Annotated in this window: 15 protein-coding genes; 7 read left to right on the top strand and 8 right to left on the bottom strand. The window is 56.1% G+C overall.

The features are described 5' to 3' along the window. The first annotated feature begins 13 nt into the window (after positions 1 to 13). Positions 14 to 400 (top strand): Na+/H+ antiporter subunit G, encoded by a 387-nt coding sequence (locus ACXUPB_RS08015; protein ID WP_035566491.1) that lies wholly within the window; start codon positions 14 to 16, stop codon positions 398 to 400. Positions 401 to 488: 88 nt separating this feature from the next. Here ACXUPB_RS08015 and serB read toward each other — a convergent pair whose 3' ends face one another. The 4 genes from serB to pgi form a co-directional block, all read right to left on the bottom strand. Beyond that, on the bottom strand, positions 489 to 1,415 hold the full coding sequence (gene serB, locus ACXUPB_RS08010; protein ID WP_179914772.1) for a phosphoserine phosphatase SerB: 927 nt from the start codon (positions 1,413 to 1,415) through the stop codon (positions 489 to 491). 3 nt (positions 1,416 to 1,418) lie between these two features. Beyond that, the gene (gene parC / locus ACXUPB_RS08005) at positions 1,419 to 3,671 is read right to left on the bottom strand and encodes a DNA topoisomerase IV subunit A (protein WP_179914771.1); all 2,253 of its coding nucleotides are present in this window, start codon (positions 3,669 to 3,671) and stop codon (positions 1,419 to 1,421) included. Positions 3,672 to 3,677: 6 nt separating this feature from the next. Next, the gene (parE, locus tag ACXUPB_RS08000; RefSeq protein ID WP_035566500.1) at positions 3,678 to 5,573 is read right to left on the bottom strand and encodes a DNA topoisomerase IV subunit B; all 1,896 of its coding nucleotides are present in this window, start codon (positions 5,571 to 5,573) and stop codon (positions 3,678 to 3,680) included. A gap of 193 nt (positions 5,574 to 5,766) precedes the next feature. Continuing rightward, complete coding sequence (gene pgi / locus ACXUPB_RS07995; protein ID WP_008958589.1) at positions 5,767 to 7,449, bottom strand: glucose-6-phosphate isomerase; 1,683 nt, start codon at positions 7,447 to 7,449, stop codon at positions 5,767 to 5,769. Between the two features lie 144 nt (positions 7,450 to 7,593). Between pgi and cmoA the strand changes: the two genes are divergently transcribed. From cmoA to ACXUPB_RS07980, 3 genes are all read left to right on the top strand, one after another. Next, positions 7,594 to 8,337 (top strand): carboxy-S-adenosyl-L-methionine synthase CmoA, encoded by a 744-nt coding sequence (cmoA, locus tag ACXUPB_RS07990; RefSeq protein ID WP_339933854.1) that lies wholly within the window; start codon positions 7,594 to 7,596, stop codon positions 8,335 to 8,337. Between the two features lies 1 nt (position 8,338). Beyond that, a complete protein-coding gene (gene cmoB / locus ACXUPB_RS07985; RefSeq protein WP_472956162.1) occupies positions 8,339 to 9,346 on the top strand; it encodes a tRNA 5-methoxyuridine(34)/uridine 5-oxyacetic acid(34) synthase CmoB in 1,008 nt (335 codons plus the stop codon). 165 nt (positions 9,347 to 9,511) lie between these two features. Beyond that, positions 9,512 to 10,141: a cyclodeaminase/cyclohydrolase family protein gene (locus tag ACXUPB_RS07980; RefSeq protein ID WP_472956159.1), complete on the top strand. Its 630-nt coding sequence runs from the start codon at positions 9,512 to 9,514 to the stop codon at positions 10,139 to 10,141. A gap of 35 nt (positions 10,142 to 10,176) precedes the next feature. Here the strand turns inward: ACXUPB_RS07980 and ACXUPB_RS07975 are convergent, their stop codons facing one another. The 4 genes from ACXUPB_RS07975 to ACXUPB_RS07960 all read right to left on the bottom strand — a co-directional run bounded on the left by ACXUPB_RS07975 (position 10,177) and on the right by ACXUPB_RS07960 (position 13,696). Further along, on the bottom strand, positions 10,177 to 10,851 hold the full coding sequence (locus ACXUPB_RS07975) for a zinc metallopeptidase (protein WP_335596802.1): 675 nt from the start codon (positions 10,849 to 10,851) through the stop codon (positions 10,177 to 10,179). Positions 10,852 to 11,019: 168 nt separating this feature from the next. Continuing rightward, positions 11,020 to 12,138, bottom strand: coding sequence for an App1 family protein (locus ACXUPB_RS07970; RefSeq protein WP_472956158.1), 1,119 nt, complete (start codon positions 12,136 to 12,138; stop codon positions 11,020 to 11,022). After that, positions 12,138 to 12,701, bottom strand: coding sequence for a type 1 glutamine amidotransferase domain-containing protein (locus ACXUPB_RS07965; RefSeq protein ID WP_339933851.1), 564 nt, complete (start codon positions 12,699 to 12,701; stop codon positions 12,138 to 12,140). Before ACXUPB_RS07965 ends, ACXUPB_RS07970 begins: the two co-directional genes overlap by 1 nt. 107 nt (positions 12,702 to 12,808) lie before the next feature. Further along, positions 12,809 to 13,696 carry a helix-turn-helix transcriptional regulator gene (locus ACXUPB_RS07960; protein ID WP_035566528.1) on the bottom strand — a complete coding sequence of 296 codons (888 nt, stop codon included), beginning with the start codon at positions 13,694 to 13,696 and terminating at the stop codon, positions 12,809 to 12,811. 171 nt (positions 13,697 to 13,867) lie between these two features. Between ACXUPB_RS07960 and ACXUPB_RS07955 the strand changes: the two genes are divergently transcribed. From ACXUPB_RS07955 to ACXUPB_RS07945, 3 genes are read left to right on the top strand one after another with little or no spacing between them, the layout of a single operon-like run. After that, the gene (locus tag ACXUPB_RS07955; RefSeq protein WP_035566530.1) at positions 13,868 to 14,572 is read left to right on the top strand and encodes an ABC transporter permease; all 705 of its coding nucleotides are present in this window, start codon (positions 13,868 to 13,870) and stop codon (positions 14,570 to 14,572) included. After that, a complete protein-coding gene (locus ACXUPB_RS07950; protein WP_035566532.1) occupies positions 14,569 to 15,300 on the top strand; it encodes an ATP-binding cassette domain-containing protein in 732 nt (243 codons plus the stop codon). The genes ACXUPB_RS07955 and ACXUPB_RS07950 overlap by 4 nt, the downstream gene beginning before the upstream one ends. Positions 15,301 to 15,354: 54 nt before the next feature. Further along, positions 15,355 to 16,164 carry an ABC transporter substrate-binding protein gene (locus ACXUPB_RS07945; protein ID WP_472956155.1) on the top strand — a complete coding sequence of 270 codons (810 nt, stop codon included), beginning with the start codon at positions 15,355 to 15,357 and terminating at the stop codon, positions 16,162 to 16,164. Positions 16,165 to 16,239: the final 75 nt, after the last annotated feature.

The raw sequence follows: 16,239 nt of genomic DNA, 5'->3' as shown, positions 1-16,239 counted from the left end.
GCCAGGGGGATCTATGTCAGTAATCGTTGAAGCGCTTATTTCACTGCTGCTAATCGCTGGCGGGATCTTTGTTTTTATCGGTTCGCTGGGGATGGCGCACCTGCGCGATTTCTATATGCGCCTGCATGGCCCGACCAAGGCCACCACCTTGGGCATCGGCTGTATGCTCATTGCTTCGATGCTGTATTTCTGGAGCGTGGACGGCAAACCGGATATCCAAGAACTGCTGATTACGCTTTTCCTGTTTATCACCGCCCCCGTCAGCGCCCACCTGCTGGCCAAATCTGGCTTACACCTGCGCTTGAAGCATACGGTCAAAACCCAGGGGCATCCGGTTGAGCTAAGGGCTGAAGAAGTCGGCGACAAACCCGTACCGCACCCCGATAAGGGCCATGGCTGAATCGGCATAAAATAAAAAGCGGGTGGTGCTGGAAAGCACCACCCGCTTTTTTACTGCCCACTCTTATACTTCCTACTTTTATACTGCTCTACGGTGTTAAATCCTGCTGCTGATAGCCGAGCAGGTAGAGCACACCGTCAAGACCCGATGTCGAGATCGATTGACACGCTTGGGCACGCACCAACGGCTTGGCCCGAAACGCAATACCCATCCCCGCTTTGGCAAGCATCTTAAGGTCGTTGGCACCATCACCCACGGCTATCGTCTGGTCGAGGCTAAAGCCCTGCCGTAGTGCAATGACTTCGAGCAGTTCGGCTTTGCGCTCAGCATCCACGATTGGCTCGCTTACTTCGCCGGTCACTTTGCCATTCTCGATGATCAGCTCATTGGCATGGATCTCGTCAAAGCCAAGCTTCTTTTGTAAGTGGAGAGCAAAGTAGGTAAAGCCGCCGGAGAGTATGGCCGTGCGATAGCCCAACCGCTTTAGATTGACCATCAGGCGCTCAACGCCCTCCATCAGCGGCAGCTCCTCCGCAATTTCCGCCAGCACCGACTCATCCAAACCGACCAGTTTGCTCATACGCTCGCGAAAGCTCGCCTTGAAATCCAGCTCCCCGCGCATGGCACGCTCGGTGACTTCGGCGACCTCTTCCCCCACGCCATGGCGGCGAGCCAGCTCATCAATCACCTCAGCTTTAATCAACGTGGAGTCCATATCGAAACAGACCAAACGGGGCTGAACGTGATCGCGAGTATCTGGTTGGGCAACGATATCAATACCCAGCGTTTCACTCAGCAAAAGCGCGGCGTCGCGCACTGCTTTGCTATCTGCGTCGCCAGACAAACAGTACTCAACACAGTCGATGCCGTCACCTGGCTGAAATGAGACATCGGCAAGCCGCTGGGTACTCTTCACGTTCAGATTAAACTGCGTAATGAGAGCATCTACCTGAGCTTGAATGTCGGCGGTTAAATCCGACGCTAGTACGGTTAGGATCAAATCACCGCGTGCCATTACTTATTCCCCTGCCTCTAGTCGATCTACTTTCTGGAAGCCGCGGGGCAGCTTGCTACCACGACGACCGCGCTCACCGCGATAATATGCCAAGTCGTCGGCTTTTAGCGTCAGCTTGCGCTTGCCTGCATGGATTAACAGCGCATCACTGGCGGCTAGCACCACAATGCCGGTAACAAACTCCTCCCGGCGGGCGGCTCGTGGGCCTGGGATATCGAGCATTTTATTGCCCTTGCCTTTAGACATCTCGGGCAACTGATCCAAGGGGAACAGCAGCAGTCGGCCCTCATTTGACACCGAAGCCACCCACAGCTCCTCGCCCTCAGGCACTTCCACTGGCGCCATGACATTGCAGCCCTTGGGTAGGCTAAGAACCGCTTTACCGGCTTTGTTTTTACCGGTGAGCGTATCGAGCCGCGCCACAAAGCCATAGCCACCGTCAGTGGCAAGTACGAAGCGCCGCTCCGGTGGCGCAAACATTAGCCCCGCCATTTTTGCTCCGGCGGCCACGTTAGCACGCCCGGTAACCGGCTCACCCTGGCCCCGGGCACTGGGCAGGTTATGTGCAGACAGCGTATAGGCGCGACCGGTGTCATCCAGCAGCACCAGCGGCTGATTGGTTTTACCTTTCGCCGCCAGTTGGAAGCTATCCCCGGCTTTATAGGAGAGCCCCTCGGGGTCGATATCGTGCCCCTTGGCCGCACGAATCCAGCCTTTATCGGAAAGCACCACGGTAATCGGGTCAGCGCCCAGCAGCTCGACTTCTGTCAGCGCCTTGGACTCTTCGCGCTCGACCAGCGGCGAGCGGCGCTCGTCACCATGTTCTTTGCCCGCGGCGCGAATCTCCTTTTCAATCAGCGTAGTGAGCTTGGCTTCGCTGCCTAACAAACCTTCTAAATATTTGCGCTCTTTTTCCAGCTCATCCTGCTCACCGCGAATTTTCATCTCTTCGAGTTTGGCAAGATGACGCAGACGCAGCTCTAAAATAGCTTCCGCTTGACGTTCGGAGAGTCTGAAAGTCGCCATCAGCGAGGCTTTTGGATCGTCTTCCTCACGGATAATACGGATCACTTCGTCCAGGTCGAGGTAGGCGATCAGCAGGCCTTCCAGGATATGCAGGCGATCTTCAACCTTGCCCAGGCGGTGCTCTAAACGACGGCGCACCGTGCTACGCCGAAACTGCAGCCATTCACCCAGCATTTCCGGCAGCGGCATGACCCGTGGTCGGCCGTCCAGGCCGATCACGTTCATATTCACCCGCACGTTCTTTTCCAGATCGGTGGTGGCGAACAGGTGCGCCATCAACGACTCAACGTCGATACGGTTCGAGCGCGGCTCAATCACCAGGCGCGTCGGTTCTTCATGAGTCGACTCATCGCGCAGGTCGGCCACCATGGGCAGCTTTTTGGCCTGCATTTGCGCAGCGATCTGCTCCAGCACCTTGGCGCCACTAACTTGATAGGGCACCGAGGTAATAACGATATTGGCTTCTTCGCGGATGTAGCGCGCGCGTAGCTTTACCGAGCCGCGGCCTGATTCATAGAGCTTACGCAGATCCGCAGGCGGGGTAATAATTTCCGCATCGGTAGGGAAATCCGGTGCAGGCACGAATTCCATTAAATCGGCAGTGGTCGCCTTGGGGTTGCGCAACAGGTGGCAGGTGGCTTCGACGACTTCCGACACATTGTGCGGCGGAATATCGGTGGCCATGCCGACGGCAATCCCGGTACCGCCATTGAGCAGCACATGGGGTAACTTTGCAGGCAGTACCAGCGGCTCCTGCATGGTGCCATCGAAGTTGGGCGCCCAATCGACGGTGCCTTGGCCGAGTTCACCCAGTAGCACTTCGGCAAACTTGGAAAGCTTGGCCTCGGTGTAGCGCATGGCGGCGAAGGATTTGGGATCGTCGGGGCTACCCCAGTTGCCTTGACCATCCACTAGAGGGTAGCGGTAGCTAAACGGCTGCGCCATCAGCACCATGGCTTCGTAGCAGGCGCTATCGCCATGGGGGTGAAATTTACCCAGTACGTCACCGACGGTACGCGCCGACTTTTTATACTTGGCGTTGGCATGCAGCGCCAGCTCGCGCATGGCGTAAATAATCCGCCGCTGCACGGGTTTCATACCGTCGCCGATATTGGGTAAGGCGCGGTCGAGAATGACGTACATCGAGTAGTCGAGGTACGCTTTTTCGGTGTAGTCGCGCAGGGAGAGACGTTCGACGTCACCCTCCGCTACTTGAATATCCATGGTCATCGGGGGTTATACCTCAATGTCTGCGAGGTTGCCGTAATCTTCCAGCCACTTTTTGCGGTCACCGGCGCGTTTTTTAGCCAGCAGCATATCCATCATTTCCATGGTGCCGTCGCCCTCCGTCAGGGTGAGCTGCACCAGGCGCCGGGTTTCCGTCGACATGGTGGTTTCACGCAGTTGTAGCGGGCTCATTTCACCCAGGCCTTTAAAGCGCTGAACGTTAGGCGTGCCGCGTTTGTTGGCCAGTTGCTTGAGAATGGCGGCTTTTTCGCTCTCATCCAGGGCGTAGTGCACTTCTTTGCCAAGATCGATGCGGTAAAGCGGTGGCATCGCGACATAGACATGCCCTGCGTCGACCAAGCTCGGAAAATGGCGTACAAACAGCGCGCACAGCAGCGTAGCGATGTGCAGACCGTCGGAGTCGGCATCGGCGAGAATACATATCTTGTGGTAACGCAGTTTTTCTAAATCGGCGCTGCCAGGATCGGCGCCAATGGCAACGGCGATATCGTGCACCTCCTGGGAGCCGTAGATATCGTGGGTTTCCACTTCCCAGGTATTTAGAATCTTACCGCGCAGCGGCAATATCGCCTGGGTCTCGCGGTTACGCGCCTGCTTGGCACTGCCGCCTGCCGAGTCCCCCTCGACCAAAAACAGCTCGCTCTGGGCAGGGTCTTGGCCGGAGCAGTCCGCCAGCTTACCAGGCAGTGCCGGGCCGGAAGTCACCTTTTTACGGGCGACTTTTTTGGCTTTTTTCTGGCGGTTTTGCGCCGCGCTGATCACCAGCTCGGCAATCGCTTCGGCCTGATCCACGTGGTGGTTCAGCCACAGCGAGAAAGCGTCCTTAACAACGCCGGAAACAAAACCGGCAATGGTTCGAGACGAGAGCCGCTCTTTGGTTTGCCCGGCAAACTGTGGGTCGAGCATTTTGACCGAGAGCACAAAGGAGGTGCGCTCCCAGAGGTCATCGGCGGTGAGTTTAATGCCCCGGGGCAACAGGTTGCGGTATTCGCAGAACTCGCGCAGCGCGTCCAGCAATCCGGAACGAAAGCCGTTCACGTGAGTGCCGCCCTGCGGCGTGGGAATCAGGTTAACGTAGCTCTCCAGCAGCGCTTCTCCGCCTTCGGGTAGCCACTGAATCGCCCAGTCTACGCCGTGCTCGTCGTCATTGAAGTGGCCGACAAACGGCTCCGCCGGCAGCACTTCGTAGCCGTCGGTAGCTTCGACCAGATAGTCGCGCAAACCATCGGCGAACTCCCATTCGGTCGAGGTACCGTCAGGTTCTACCAGCGTGACTTTCAAGCCGGGGCAGAGTACCGCTTTCGCACGTAGCAGGTGTTTGAGCCGGGTTAGCGCGAGCTTGGGACTATCGAAGTAGCTCTCATCTGGCCAGAAGCGCACCAGAGTACCGCTCGCTCGCTTGGGGGCTTTGCCAATCTCATGCAGCTCTTCGACTTTCTCGCCGAATTCGAAGGCCATGGCATGGCGTGCGCCATCGCGGGTGACTTCGACATCTAACCGACGCGACAGCGCGTTAACCACCGACACACCTACCCCATGCAGGCCGCCCGAGAAGCGGTAGCTCGTGGAGGAGAACTTGCCACCCGAGTGTAGCTTGGTAAATATCAGTTCAACGCCTGAGACGCCGTGTTCTGGGTGCAGGTCGATCGGCATCCCCCGGCCGTTGTCCTGCACTTCGATCCCGCCATCGCTATGCAGCACGACGTGGATCTCGGTGGCGTGCCCCGCCAGCGCTTCATCGACGCTGTTATCGATGACTTCCTGGGCTAAGTGATTGGGGCGTGTGGTGTCGGTATACATACCGGGACGCTTACGTACCGGCTCAAGCCCGGACAGGACTTCGATGGAACTCGCGCCGTACTGAGAGGCATCAAACTGGGTCATGTAACGTCGATTCCTGAAAAAATAGTGCTGGCAGCCTCGCTGGGCGTTAAGTCAGTGGTTAAAAGCAGACGTTAAAAATAGAGTTCAGCAGTTTACAAAGAGCCACAGGATAGCGGAAAAGCAAAAAGCTGTATATCTAGCCATGCTTATTATCAGGGGCCTGGGTATGGCCCCCTCTAATGACGACTCTTTATCACTCTTGCTCAGCGGCCCAAAATGCTTCTATCAATCCACGGCTGGAGGCATCCATCCGCGATAGATCGCCCTGATGGTCGATAATCTTTTGGGTGTCCGTGGCGATCTGCTTACCTAGCTCAACGCCCCACTGATCAAACGGGTTGATATCCCAAATCACCGCCTGAACAAACACTTTGTGCTCATATAGCGCGATAAGCGAACCCAGGGTAGCGGGCGTCAATTGGTCAAGCAGCACCGTGGTTGAAGGCTGGTTGCCACGGTAGCGCTTATGCTCGGGCCGCGGGCCGTCATCTTCCAAGGCATCGTCGCCAAGCATAAGAACGCGGGACTGGGCAAAGCAGTTCGCCAGCGACAAGCGGTGCTGGGCTTTAAGGTGGTGACGGGTATCCGCATCTTCTACTTCGTCATAGCGCTTCAGCGGCGCTATAAAATCGCACACGACCGATTGAGTGCCCTGATGCAGTAATTGATAAAACGCATGCTGCGCATTGGGCCCCAGCTGCCCCCAAAGCACCGGGCAGGTAGAGTAGTTAACGGGTTGACCTTGGCGAGTCACTGACTTGCCGTTGGACTCCATCTCCAGTTGTTCAAGGTAAGCGGCAAAATACTCCAAACGCCCATCGTAGGGCAGAATAGAGTGCGCGCGGATATCCAGAAAATTGACGTTCCAGATACCTGCCAAACCAAGCAGAACAGGCAAATTATCTTCCATGGGCGCTTCAGAAAAGTGCCGATCCATGGCGTGGGCGCCCGCCAGGAATTCGCGGAAATTTTTCATCCCCACCACTAACGCAATCGGTAAACCAATCGTGCCCCAAAGCGAGTAGCGACCGCCCACCCACTCCCAGAAGGTTAACTGGTGATCGGGAGTGATGCCCCACTCCGTCATTTTGTCCGGACTAGCCGAAACACCAATGAAATGCTGACGAACCACTAATTCAGCGCTAATCGGCGTCGCGCCATGTTGGGTTAAACGGCTCACCAGCCACTCGCGAGCCGTGTTGGCGTTGGAGAGCGTATCGATAGTCGTAAACGATTTAGACGACAGTACAAAGATGGTCGTTTCAGGGTTTAACCGGCTCAAATAATCCGCTAACTGCGAGCCATCCATGGTCGAGGCAAAGTGCACTTCGACTGGATGAATATCTTTGGGTCGAAAATCGGTTAACGCATGGGTAACCATTAACGGCCCAAGGTCAGAGCCGCCGACACCTAGGTTAACCACATGACGAATTGGCTTGCCGGTGGCCCCGCGCCACTGCCCGGCGTGCAAACGGCTCACCAAGCACTCCATTTGAGCAAGGCTTTCGTGCACGGCGGCGACGATATCTTCTCCCTCAACGTCAAGCGTCGCATCGGCGGGTAAACGCAAAGCGGTGTGTAGCGCTGGGCGGTTTTCGCTGACGTTCACCCGCTTACCGCTCAGCAGTGCCTCAATGGCAGAGGGAACGCCCGCTTCGCTGGCCAGGGTAAACAGATGCTCGAGCGTGTCGTCATCCCAGCGCTGCTTGGAGAGATCCAGCGTTAAGCCTGCCACCTGGCGAGTAAAGCTTTCCCAACGGGAAGGCTCGGTGCCAAACAGCGTTTTCAAGTGAACGTGCTGCAGCGTTTCAGCGTGATGCTTCAACGTCTGCCATGCGGGTAATGTATCGGGGGTAGCGCTTGATGCTGAGGCCATATGGCATCTCCAGTGGCGTCGATCCTTGCAGCAGGAATCTATTCTAACCAGGCCTATCCTAACCAAGACTATTCTAACCAGGCCTGTTCTCGTTAATTCAGGGCGCGTAAACTAATACGCCTTTCCCATGATTCCGGCTTGCCCATGAGTGATGCATCTTACCGTGACGCTATCTTTTCGACACCCCTTGACCGGGTAGCGCGCTTCTCTTTCGATGAAAAAGTGGTTGCGTGCTTCCCTGATATGATTCGCCGCTCGGTGCCTGGTTACGGACAAATTCTGGGCATGCTGAGTCTCATTGCCCAGCGCCATTTGCGCCACGGCGCCCATGTGTATGATTTGGGCTGCTCGCTGGGCGCTTCAGGCCTTGCGCTTGCAGGGGCGTTAGCATCGGATGCCTTTCGCTATACGGGCGTTGATCTCTCCCCGGCCATGGTCACCCAGGCACGACAGACCTTTACTGACGAATGCCCAGCGTACGCTATGCAGGTAGAAGAAGCCGATATCCGTACTCTGGAGTATGCACCTTCGGGCATGATCATTCTCAATTTTACGCTGCAGTTTCTACCCGCCTCGGACCGCGACGCCCTATTGTCGCGGCTCTATGCAGCGCTGGAGCCCGGAGGCGTACTGATTCTCTCTGAAAAAACCGTGGATGCGGATGAGCGCGACAACGCTTGGCGGGTTGAGCGCTACCACGATTTCAAACGCGCCAATGGCTACAGCGACCTGGAAATCAGCCAGAAGCGCACCGCTCTTGAGAATGTGCTAGTGCCAGACACCTTGGACGCACTCCACGTTCGTTTGAAACAGGCGGGGTTTCCCCGCTCGATGACGTGGTTCCAATACTTGAATTTCGCTTCCATCATTGCCTTTAAGGAGGGGTGAGGTGCCGCTACCCGACGACCAACGCGCCCTCTATCAAGCGTTTCTGGATCAAGCCGTTCTTAACCCATCGCTCACCGTTTGGCTCGCCAGACTTCCCGAGCAGTTAGCCCATGGGCTTGACCGCAATCGCCACGGCGATCTGTCCGCCTGGGAAAAAGCCGTCGCTAAACTGCCCAAGCTACCCGCTGAGCGAAAAGTGGACTTAAACAGCGACACTATTACCGTTGATCTCGACCTTAGCGATAGCCAGCAGCGGCAGTGCTTTAACCTGCTTCGAAAGCTCGCCCCCTGGCGGAAAGGCCCTTTTCAACTGGGCGGCATTTATATAGACACCGAATGGCGATCGGACTGGAAATGGCAACGAGTGGCCCCGCACTTGGCACCGCTAAAATATCGTAAGGTGCTCGATGTCGGTGGTGGCAGCGGTTACCACGCCTGGCGGATGACGGGGGCTGAGGCTGCTTTTGTGTTGGTGATCGACCCCTCACCGCGCTTCTACTGGCAGTTTCAGGCGGTACGCCACTTCGTTGGCGATGCTGACGGCGGGAGAACCCAGTTTTTGCCGGTGGGCATTGAAGACGTACCGGAGAACCTCGGTTTTTTCGATACAGTGTTTTCCATGGGCGTGCTCTATCATCGCCCTGCGCCCCTGGAGCATCTTCAGCAGTTAAAAGCGGCGCTGGCGCCGGGCGGCGAGCTGGTGCTGGAGACCCTGGTGGTCGAGGGAGATGAGCAGACGGTATTCGTGCCAGGCGAGCGTTACGCCGCCATGCCCAACGTCTACTTTCTGCCCTCTTCCCAAGCGCTCTGCCACTGGCTGGAACGCTGCGGTTTTATCAATGTACGCGTGGTGGATGAAGCGGTCACCACGCTTGATGAACAGCGCTCAACGGCATGGATGACCTACCAATCGCTGGCGGATTTCCTTGACCCTAACGACCGTACGCGCACCATTGAAGGCTACCCTGCACCACGTCGCGCGGTGATTTTGGCCAATAAGCCGGGCTGATCAACATGCTGGCGGGGCTATTGCTCGGAGGGCTGATCCTGGGCCCTCGCCGTACGTTGCGAGAGACGCCATGTATTGCCAATGCGGCGTGAGTGCGCCGTTCACTATGCTGTGTAGGATCAGGCGTGCAGCACACGCCACCACCATCCAAGAGGAAAGGACGCCATGTCGGATAACGCAGCGCCACTCTGGGAGCTAAGCCTGAGCGATTTTCGTGACACCGTCGCCCGCGAGCCGATGCCCGGCTGCGGAGCCGTGGCCGTGGTCAGTGCCGACCTGGGCTTGGCACTCGTGCTCAAGGGGCTGCATCTGAGCCAGCATCATGATGCTACGGCGCCGCGCCAAGCGTTGATCGATAAAGGCGCGTCACTTAAGCAGCACCTGGCGCCGCTGGCACAGGAAGATGTGGCTGCCTTTGAGGCGTTTATGGCAGCCGTCGGCCGCGATAAGGAGGATGAAGGGCGACATGACGCTATTCATGCGGCGGCCCAAACTGCCGTCGAAGTGCCGCTTAAAACAGCGCAGCTGTGTGAGGCGGCGCTGGAACTGACGCAGCAGGCGGGGGAACATATCGAGCAGCAGTTTGTTAGTGATGCGCACGCCGGGGCCCGGTTGATTCACGCCTCACTGCACAACGTGCTGCTCAACGTGGATGCTAATGCCGGACAGCTCGGCAGTGATGCTGCCCGCGACCGGGCGAGGCTTTCCCGCAATGGCCTTGCGCAGTGCGCCGATACGCTACTGACGGCCATTACCGACAGTGCCGCCGGACGCGGTCCTGGGTCAGGAGTCTGAATCAGCGTTACAGGAATAATGAGGACTATCGTTACCTACCTTCGCAAAATCACCAGCCAACGGCCCAGGTTCATTACGCTAGCGAGTGAGGCGGCCACATAGGTAAACGCGCAGGCGGTGAGTACGTGTCTTGCGCCAGCCATGTCGGCAGGTGGCACGTACTCTTTCAACAGCGGCAGTGCGCGGTTAAAGCTGGCATCAAACTCCACCGGCAAGGTCACGAGATGCACAACTGCTGCGGTGCCAAAGCTGATCACCGCCATGGCAATGACTATTGCCAAACCGCCCGGTAAACGCGTCAACAAAAACAGAAATGGCGCGGCCATCATCAATAGAGCGCCGAGTTTTTCGGCTTTTTGGGCAACCCCAACCAATCGGCTACGTGCCAGCAGTGGCGCATAGCCCTGATAGTGCTGGATAGCGTGCCCCACTTCATGGGCGGCCACGGTGACGGCGGTCAGCGAGCGGCCATCGTAATTATCCGGGGAAAGCCGTACGCAGCGTGTTTCAGGGTCGTAATGATCGCCAAATTCGGTGCGCTCCACGCTGGCGCCTTCAACCCCAAGACGGCGCAGCAGATGATCGGCAAGTTCTGCACCGGTGCCAGGGTAATCGTTACGCCCTTTCGTGTGGCGCTTGAGTACCCACTTGGCCCAGACATTGGGGAGCACAAAAACAGCCAGTGCAAAGATAATCAGCAGAACAACCATGGCAGCCCCTATCTACAAAGAAGTGTCTACACAGAATTGTCTAAATAGAACCGCCTACATAGAACCGTCTAAAAAACGGCTGAAAATCATCGACGGTCATCAATGCTCTTTTCAGCTTAGCTTTTACCATGGGGGCTGACGTGACAACAGCATTAGGCGGAATGGCGGTTAGTCTGGATTGTCGCGATGCTCTTCTACGTCGCGCTTGACTGCCTGCAAACCGTGCGCGGAGATATCACCCTGGGCATGGGCATGCTCGGCAATCAGCACGCTATCGGCCGCAAGCACCAGATCACACTGGGTGCCAGCCAACTTATCGCGCAGTCGTTGAATAGCCGCTTCCCTTTTAGAATTTTTATCCACTCGCCGAATATAGATAGCTTTAATGCGATTTGGGTAGGCTTTGACGATTTCGATATACACTTCTGGATCGTGCTGGCCGCTATCGCCAATGAGTATACACGGCATATCGTGGTAGAGGGTCAGCATACGGTCGATCAAATCACGCTTATGCTCTTCAGCACGCCGTGGCCAGGGGCGACGCCAGGAGATCCCCCATTCGCGCAAGAAGAGTATTGGTCCAACAGGAATACGATTGATCTGAAAAAACGTTTCGAGCATTTCGTAAATCGCCCACGGCCCACGCGAGACATATAAAATAGGCCGTTCTGCACGCTCACTAACGCCTCGGTGCAACGCTTGATAAAGCGATGCGACGCCAGGGAAAGCGGTGCGGCGGTGGGGTTTTTTGACAAATAGGCGATAAAGCATTTTGAGCTTCTCTGCCACACCGGTAAACATAACGGTGTCATCGATATCGCTAATCACCAGCAAATCCGCTTCTGGTGGTGGCACGTAGACTTCTACATGAGTACGCACCGTCGTTTGGTCCGCACGGTGTACCAAAATATCAGCGCGGTGCCAGGAGACATCTATCGGCAAGGTATGACTGATCGGCAAATGGACATCGAAATAGCCATCGCGATCGGTGCTGACACAGAGCTGATTATCACCAATTCGAACCTCTACCTGCGCATCGGCAAGCCCGCGGCGAAAAATGCGCCGCGCGACGTCAGCCGTATCGCGCAACATGCCATGGCGGGGAATCGCGCGACCCAGCGCGGCTTGACGAAAAACCCTGCCCATGACAAATATTTCATTCTGGGAACCATAGCCGCGGTAAGGATGGACTACCATCCCCCCACGGCTACTGTCTCCTTTAATGGGTTTGGAAATAACGTGGACAAGCCTTTTGGCAAAGCTTGCCCACTGACGCAATAGCCCCATCAAGCGTGCTGACCGGAGTGACGACCTTCCTGCAATTCTTCGAGTAACTTGGCATTAAAGGCATCCAAGTCTTTTGGCGTACGGCTGGTTACAAGGCCACTGTCGACAACGACGGGCTCATCCACCCATTCAGCGCCAGCATTAAGAAGGTCTTGTGCAACGCTAGGAACAGAAGTCATACGACGCCCTTCAACTACGCCTGCGTTAATTAAAATCCATGGAGCATGGCAAATAGCGGCGACAGGCTTGCCTGCCTGGAAAAACCCTTTTACGAAGCTCAACGCTTCATCGTTAGTGCGCAGTTCGTCGGGATTGAATAAGCCACCGGGCAGAACCAATGCGTGGTAGTCAGATTCATTGACATCGGCAAGGGCTTTATCTGCCTCGTAGGTATCGCCCCACTCAGTTTCCGCCCAAGCACGAATGCCCTTACCATCAGGCGTTACAATGTGAACCTCTACGCCCTCTTTCTGTAAGGCGGCACGCGGCACGCTCAACTCAGACTCTTCAAAACCAGCGGCGGCTAAAATAGCTACTCGTTTACCATTCAGTGCTTGTTTCATCATGCTCTCCTTTTCGTGATGATTTGCGTCAGTAACGCCTCACTATTGTGGCGCATATAGTAACAGCGTCAAGCTACCCTGCTAATCAATCAAGGCTATCGGGGACGCTAGGCGTTATGTACAATCTTGCCTGTCTCAGCAATAGTATAACCACCCAACTGTATTGAACGCTCTGCGAAACGGGCTTGTTGAGCAAACGCCATCAGCTGCTGTACGGCAGGTTCGAAATAGCTGCGCCGCTGCATAATTAAATCAAACGGCTCCTCGCAAAGTGGAATAAAGCCCAGTTGCTGGCGATGGGCGGCGGCTTCCACGCCCAAGCCTACATCCGCTTCGCCCTGACCAATGCTGAGTGCCAAGTCATCTTCACTTAAGGAAGCGTGTGGCGCCCAGTTAAGCGTCGAGCTCTCTACTCCCGCTTGCTGTAGCAAACAGCTCAGCAGTCTTGCTGCTCCCGCGTCGGGTTGGCGATGCGCTACGCGGACATCGGTTCGTTTTAAATCACCCAGCCCGGCAATCTTCAGCGGGTTGTCGGCTGGCAATAGCAGCCCCTGGCGGCGCTTAGCCCAGTGCACTATCAACAGATCACGCATACCGCTTAAACCGAGTGCGCCGGGTTCGTTGTAGCGCTGAGTGGTCGCATCCAGCAGATGAATACCCGCCAGCATCGCCTTGCCATCGAGCAACCGCCGCACACCGTCACCACTGCCTTGGCAGAGCATTGCCAAATCAGAGCCGCTTTCTCGAATAGCCCACTCAAGCAGTGGATCCTGACTACCCGCGACCACTAGCGGTACTGATAAACGCTGCGCCTGATCCCCTTCCAAATGGTTCAACACCCATAGGTCAATTTGCTGACGGGGAAACAGCAGCTTTCCCGTGACCCGACTACACGGGATCTGGCCTTGGCGCACCAAGTCATACACCTTGCGCTCTTTTAGGCGCAAGTAGTCGGCGACCTCTGCCGTGGTCAGGTAAGCATGTCGTTCAGACATAGAAAGGAAACCTCACTGCACAAATACAAACGGCAATTTTCGTAGTTTAACTGCATAGAACTGCATCTATTCCAGCACAGAGTGCATTAAGTCACTTTTAGATACATCATGCCAATTCTCGTACAGTCGTTTTCTCACCACAGTTCACATACAAAATGATACCAACGCTCAATGCTGACCAGTGACAACGCCTTTAGTACCGCCCTTACCCTGATCCTGAGCATGGATAGCGCATTAATCGACATCGTGATGCTTTCGCTGCAGGTGTCGCTTATGGCGGTGATGATTGCCAGCCTGATAGCCCTACCATTAGGCGCTGCGCTGGCGCTATGGCGTTTTCCCGGACGTAACGTCGTCATTGTCGCCCTTAATGCGCTCATGGGCTTGCCGCCAGTGGTCGCAGGGCTTTGCGTTTACCTACTGCTTTCACGCGCAGGCCCCCTAGGTGAATGGGGGCTGCTGTTCACCCCTACGGCCATGGTGATCGCTCAAGTGATTTTGGTACTACCGATCATCGCCGCCCTTACCCGCCAGCAGGTGGAAGCGCTTCACGGCGAGTATGCAGAGCAGTTGAACTCACTAGGGCTAACGCGCCTCCGTATGATCCCCACTCTGCTGTGGGATGCGCGTTTTGGACTGTTAACAGTGATACTGGCGGGCTTTGGCCGCGCCAGCGCCGAGGTGGGCGCGGTAATGATTGTGGGTGGCAATATCGATGGTGTGACCCGCGTGATGACCACCAGCATTGTGCTGGAAACCAGCAAGGGCAACCTCCCCATGGCGCTAGGTTTAGGGATCATTCTGCTCGCCCTGGTCACCATGATTAACGCGATTGCCCATATGATCGGCGAAACGGCGAAAAGGCGGTTGGGATGAACGCACATCATATGCCCCCCGTCGCCACTCTCGAGCTCGACAGCGTGGGCTTTATCCATCGTGGCCATACGCTGCTTAAGCCGACGTCGCTGCGCCTAGTAGGCTGCCAGCGTACGCTAATTATGGGCCCTAACGGTGCGGGCAAAAGTCTGCTCATGCGCTTAGCCCACGGCCTGTTAACGCCTACTAGCGGCACCGTTCGCTGGCAAGGCGCACAGCCTGCACAAGCCATGGTTTTCCAGCGTCCCGTGTTACTGCGTCGCTCAGCGCTGGATAACCTGACCTATGTGTTAGCGATCAACAAAGCGGCACGACCAGAACTGAAAGCATTACCTCGAAAAGCTCAGGCGATGAGTGCCCTTGAAAAGTTTGGTTTAGCGCACCTCGCCAAACGGCCTGCGCGAGTGCTTTCCGGCGGTGAGCAGCAGCGCTTAGCGCTGGCGAGAGCATGGCTGCTCAATCCGCAAGTGCTTTTTTTAGACGAACCCACCTCGGCACTCGACCCGGCGGCTATCAAAGCAGTTGAAGATGCGGTTCTTGAGTTCCATCACAGCGGCACCCGTATCGTGATGACTACCCATGATCTTCATCAAGCGCGTCGCTTAGCCAACGACGTGCTGTTTTTGCATAACGGCGAATTACTCGAACATACCCCAGCCAATGATTTTTTTACTGCCCCCTCTTCATCTGAGGCAGGGGCATTTATTCGGGGCGAGCTGGTTTGGTAACTCCGAAAGGCGTGAACTCTGTGACTAATCAAAAAATGAGCAAGGAGCAATAAAATGAAGCAAGCCACCGCATTGATAACGGCAGGCGCCCTGGGTGTGACCTTTAGCGGCATACTGATGGCGGCGGATGATTACATTACCCTGGCGTCCACCACCTCGACTGAAAATTCAGGCTTGTTCGACACGATCATCCCCACCTTCACCGAAGAGACGGGCATTGAGGTTCGCGTGGTGGCTGTCGGTACCGGCCAAGCGTTTGAAATAGGTCGCCGTGGTGATGCCGATAGCCTTTTAGTGCATGACACTGCCGGTGAAGAGAAGTTTGTAGCGGAGGGCTATGCTACTGAACGCCTCAATGTGATGTATAACGATTTCGTTATTGTTGGGCCGAGTGATGACCCGGCGGGTATCAGTGACAGCGAAAACGTAATCGACGCCATGCAGCGTATAGCGGAAAGCGAGTCCCCCTTTGCTTCGCGCGGCGATGACAGTGGCACCAACCGCGCTGAACTCCGTTTGTGGGAAGATGCTGGGGTCACGCCACAGGGTGAGTGGTACCGCGAGCTGGGCAGCGGCATGGGCCCTACGTTGAATACCGCCGCGGGCATGGACGCCTATACGTTTACCGATCGCGCCACCTGGGTCGCCTTTGACAATCCGCAAGACTTAACCCTGCTGTTTGAAGGCGATGAAGCACTGTTTAATCAGTATGGCAGCCTATTGCTCTCGGCAGAGCGTCACCCGCACTTGAAGCACGACCTCGCCGCCCAGTGGCACGAGTGGCTGGTTTCCGATAAAGGCCAGCAAGCGATTGCGGATTTTGAGGTAGATGGTCAGCAGCTGTTTTTCCCTAACGCTGAGTAATGTTTCAACTCATCCAAAAAAACGGCACGCCTTCAAGGCGTGCCGTTGTGCTTTATGCTGCGGTGCGTGCGTCCA

It is taken from the genome of Vreelandella sp. DA03-1M (assembly GCF_055725665.1).
This window is presented reverse-complemented; position numbering and strand designations above follow the sequence as displayed.

Coding starts and splice junctions, on each gene's coding strand:
- ACXUPB_RS07965 (WP_339933851.1), bottom strand. CDS start 12,701: ATGAAACAAGCACTGAATGGTAAACGAGTAGCTATTTTAGCCGCCGCT.
- pgi (WP_008958589.1), bottom strand. CDS start 7,449: ATGGCCTCAGCATCAAGCGCTACCCCCGATACATTACCCGCATGGCAG.
- ACXUPB_RS07970 (WP_472956158.1), bottom strand. CDS start 12,138: ATGGGGCTATTGCGTCAGTGGGCAAGCTTTGCCAAAAGGCTTGTCCAC.
- ACXUPB_RS07955 (WP_035566530.1), top strand. CDS start 13,868: ATGCTGACCAGTGACAACGCCTTTAGTACCGCCCTTACCCTGATCCTG.
- parE (WP_035566500.1), bottom strand. CDS start 5,573: ATGACCCAGTTTGATGCCTCTCAGTACGGCGCGAGTTCCATCGAAGTC.
- ACXUPB_RS07945 (WP_472956155.1), top strand. CDS start 15,355: ATGAAGCAAGCCACCGCATTGATAACGGCAGGCGCCCTGGGTGTGACC.
- parC (WP_179914771.1), bottom strand. CDS start 3,671: ATGACCATGGATATTCAAGTAGCGGAGGGTGACGTCGAACGTCTCTCC.
- cmoA (WP_339933854.1), top strand. CDS start 7,594: ATGAGTGATGCATCTTACCGTGACGCTATCTTTTCGACACCCCTTGAC.
- ACXUPB_RS07975 (WP_335596802.1), bottom strand. CDS start 10,851: ATGGTTGTTCTGCTGATTATCTTTGCACTGGCTGTTTTTGTGCTCCCC.
- ACXUPB_RS07980 (WP_472956159.1), top strand. CDS start 9,512: ATGTCGGATAACGCAGCGCCACTCTGGGAGCTAAGCCTGAGCGATTTT.
- ACXUPB_RS07960 (WP_035566528.1), bottom strand. CDS start 13,696: ATGTCTGAACGACATGCTTACCTGACCACGGCAGAGGTCGCCGACTAC.
- ACXUPB_RS07950 (WP_035566532.1), top strand. CDS start 14,569: ATGAACGCACATCATATGCCCCCCGTCGCCACTCTCGAGCTCGACAGC.
- ACXUPB_RS08015 (WP_035566491.1), top strand. CDS start 14: ATGTCAGTAATCGTTGAAGCGCTTATTTCACTGCTGCTAATCGCTGGC.
- serB (WP_179914772.1), bottom strand. CDS start 1,415: ATGGCACGCGGTGATTTGATCCTAACCGTACTAGCGTCGGATTTAACC.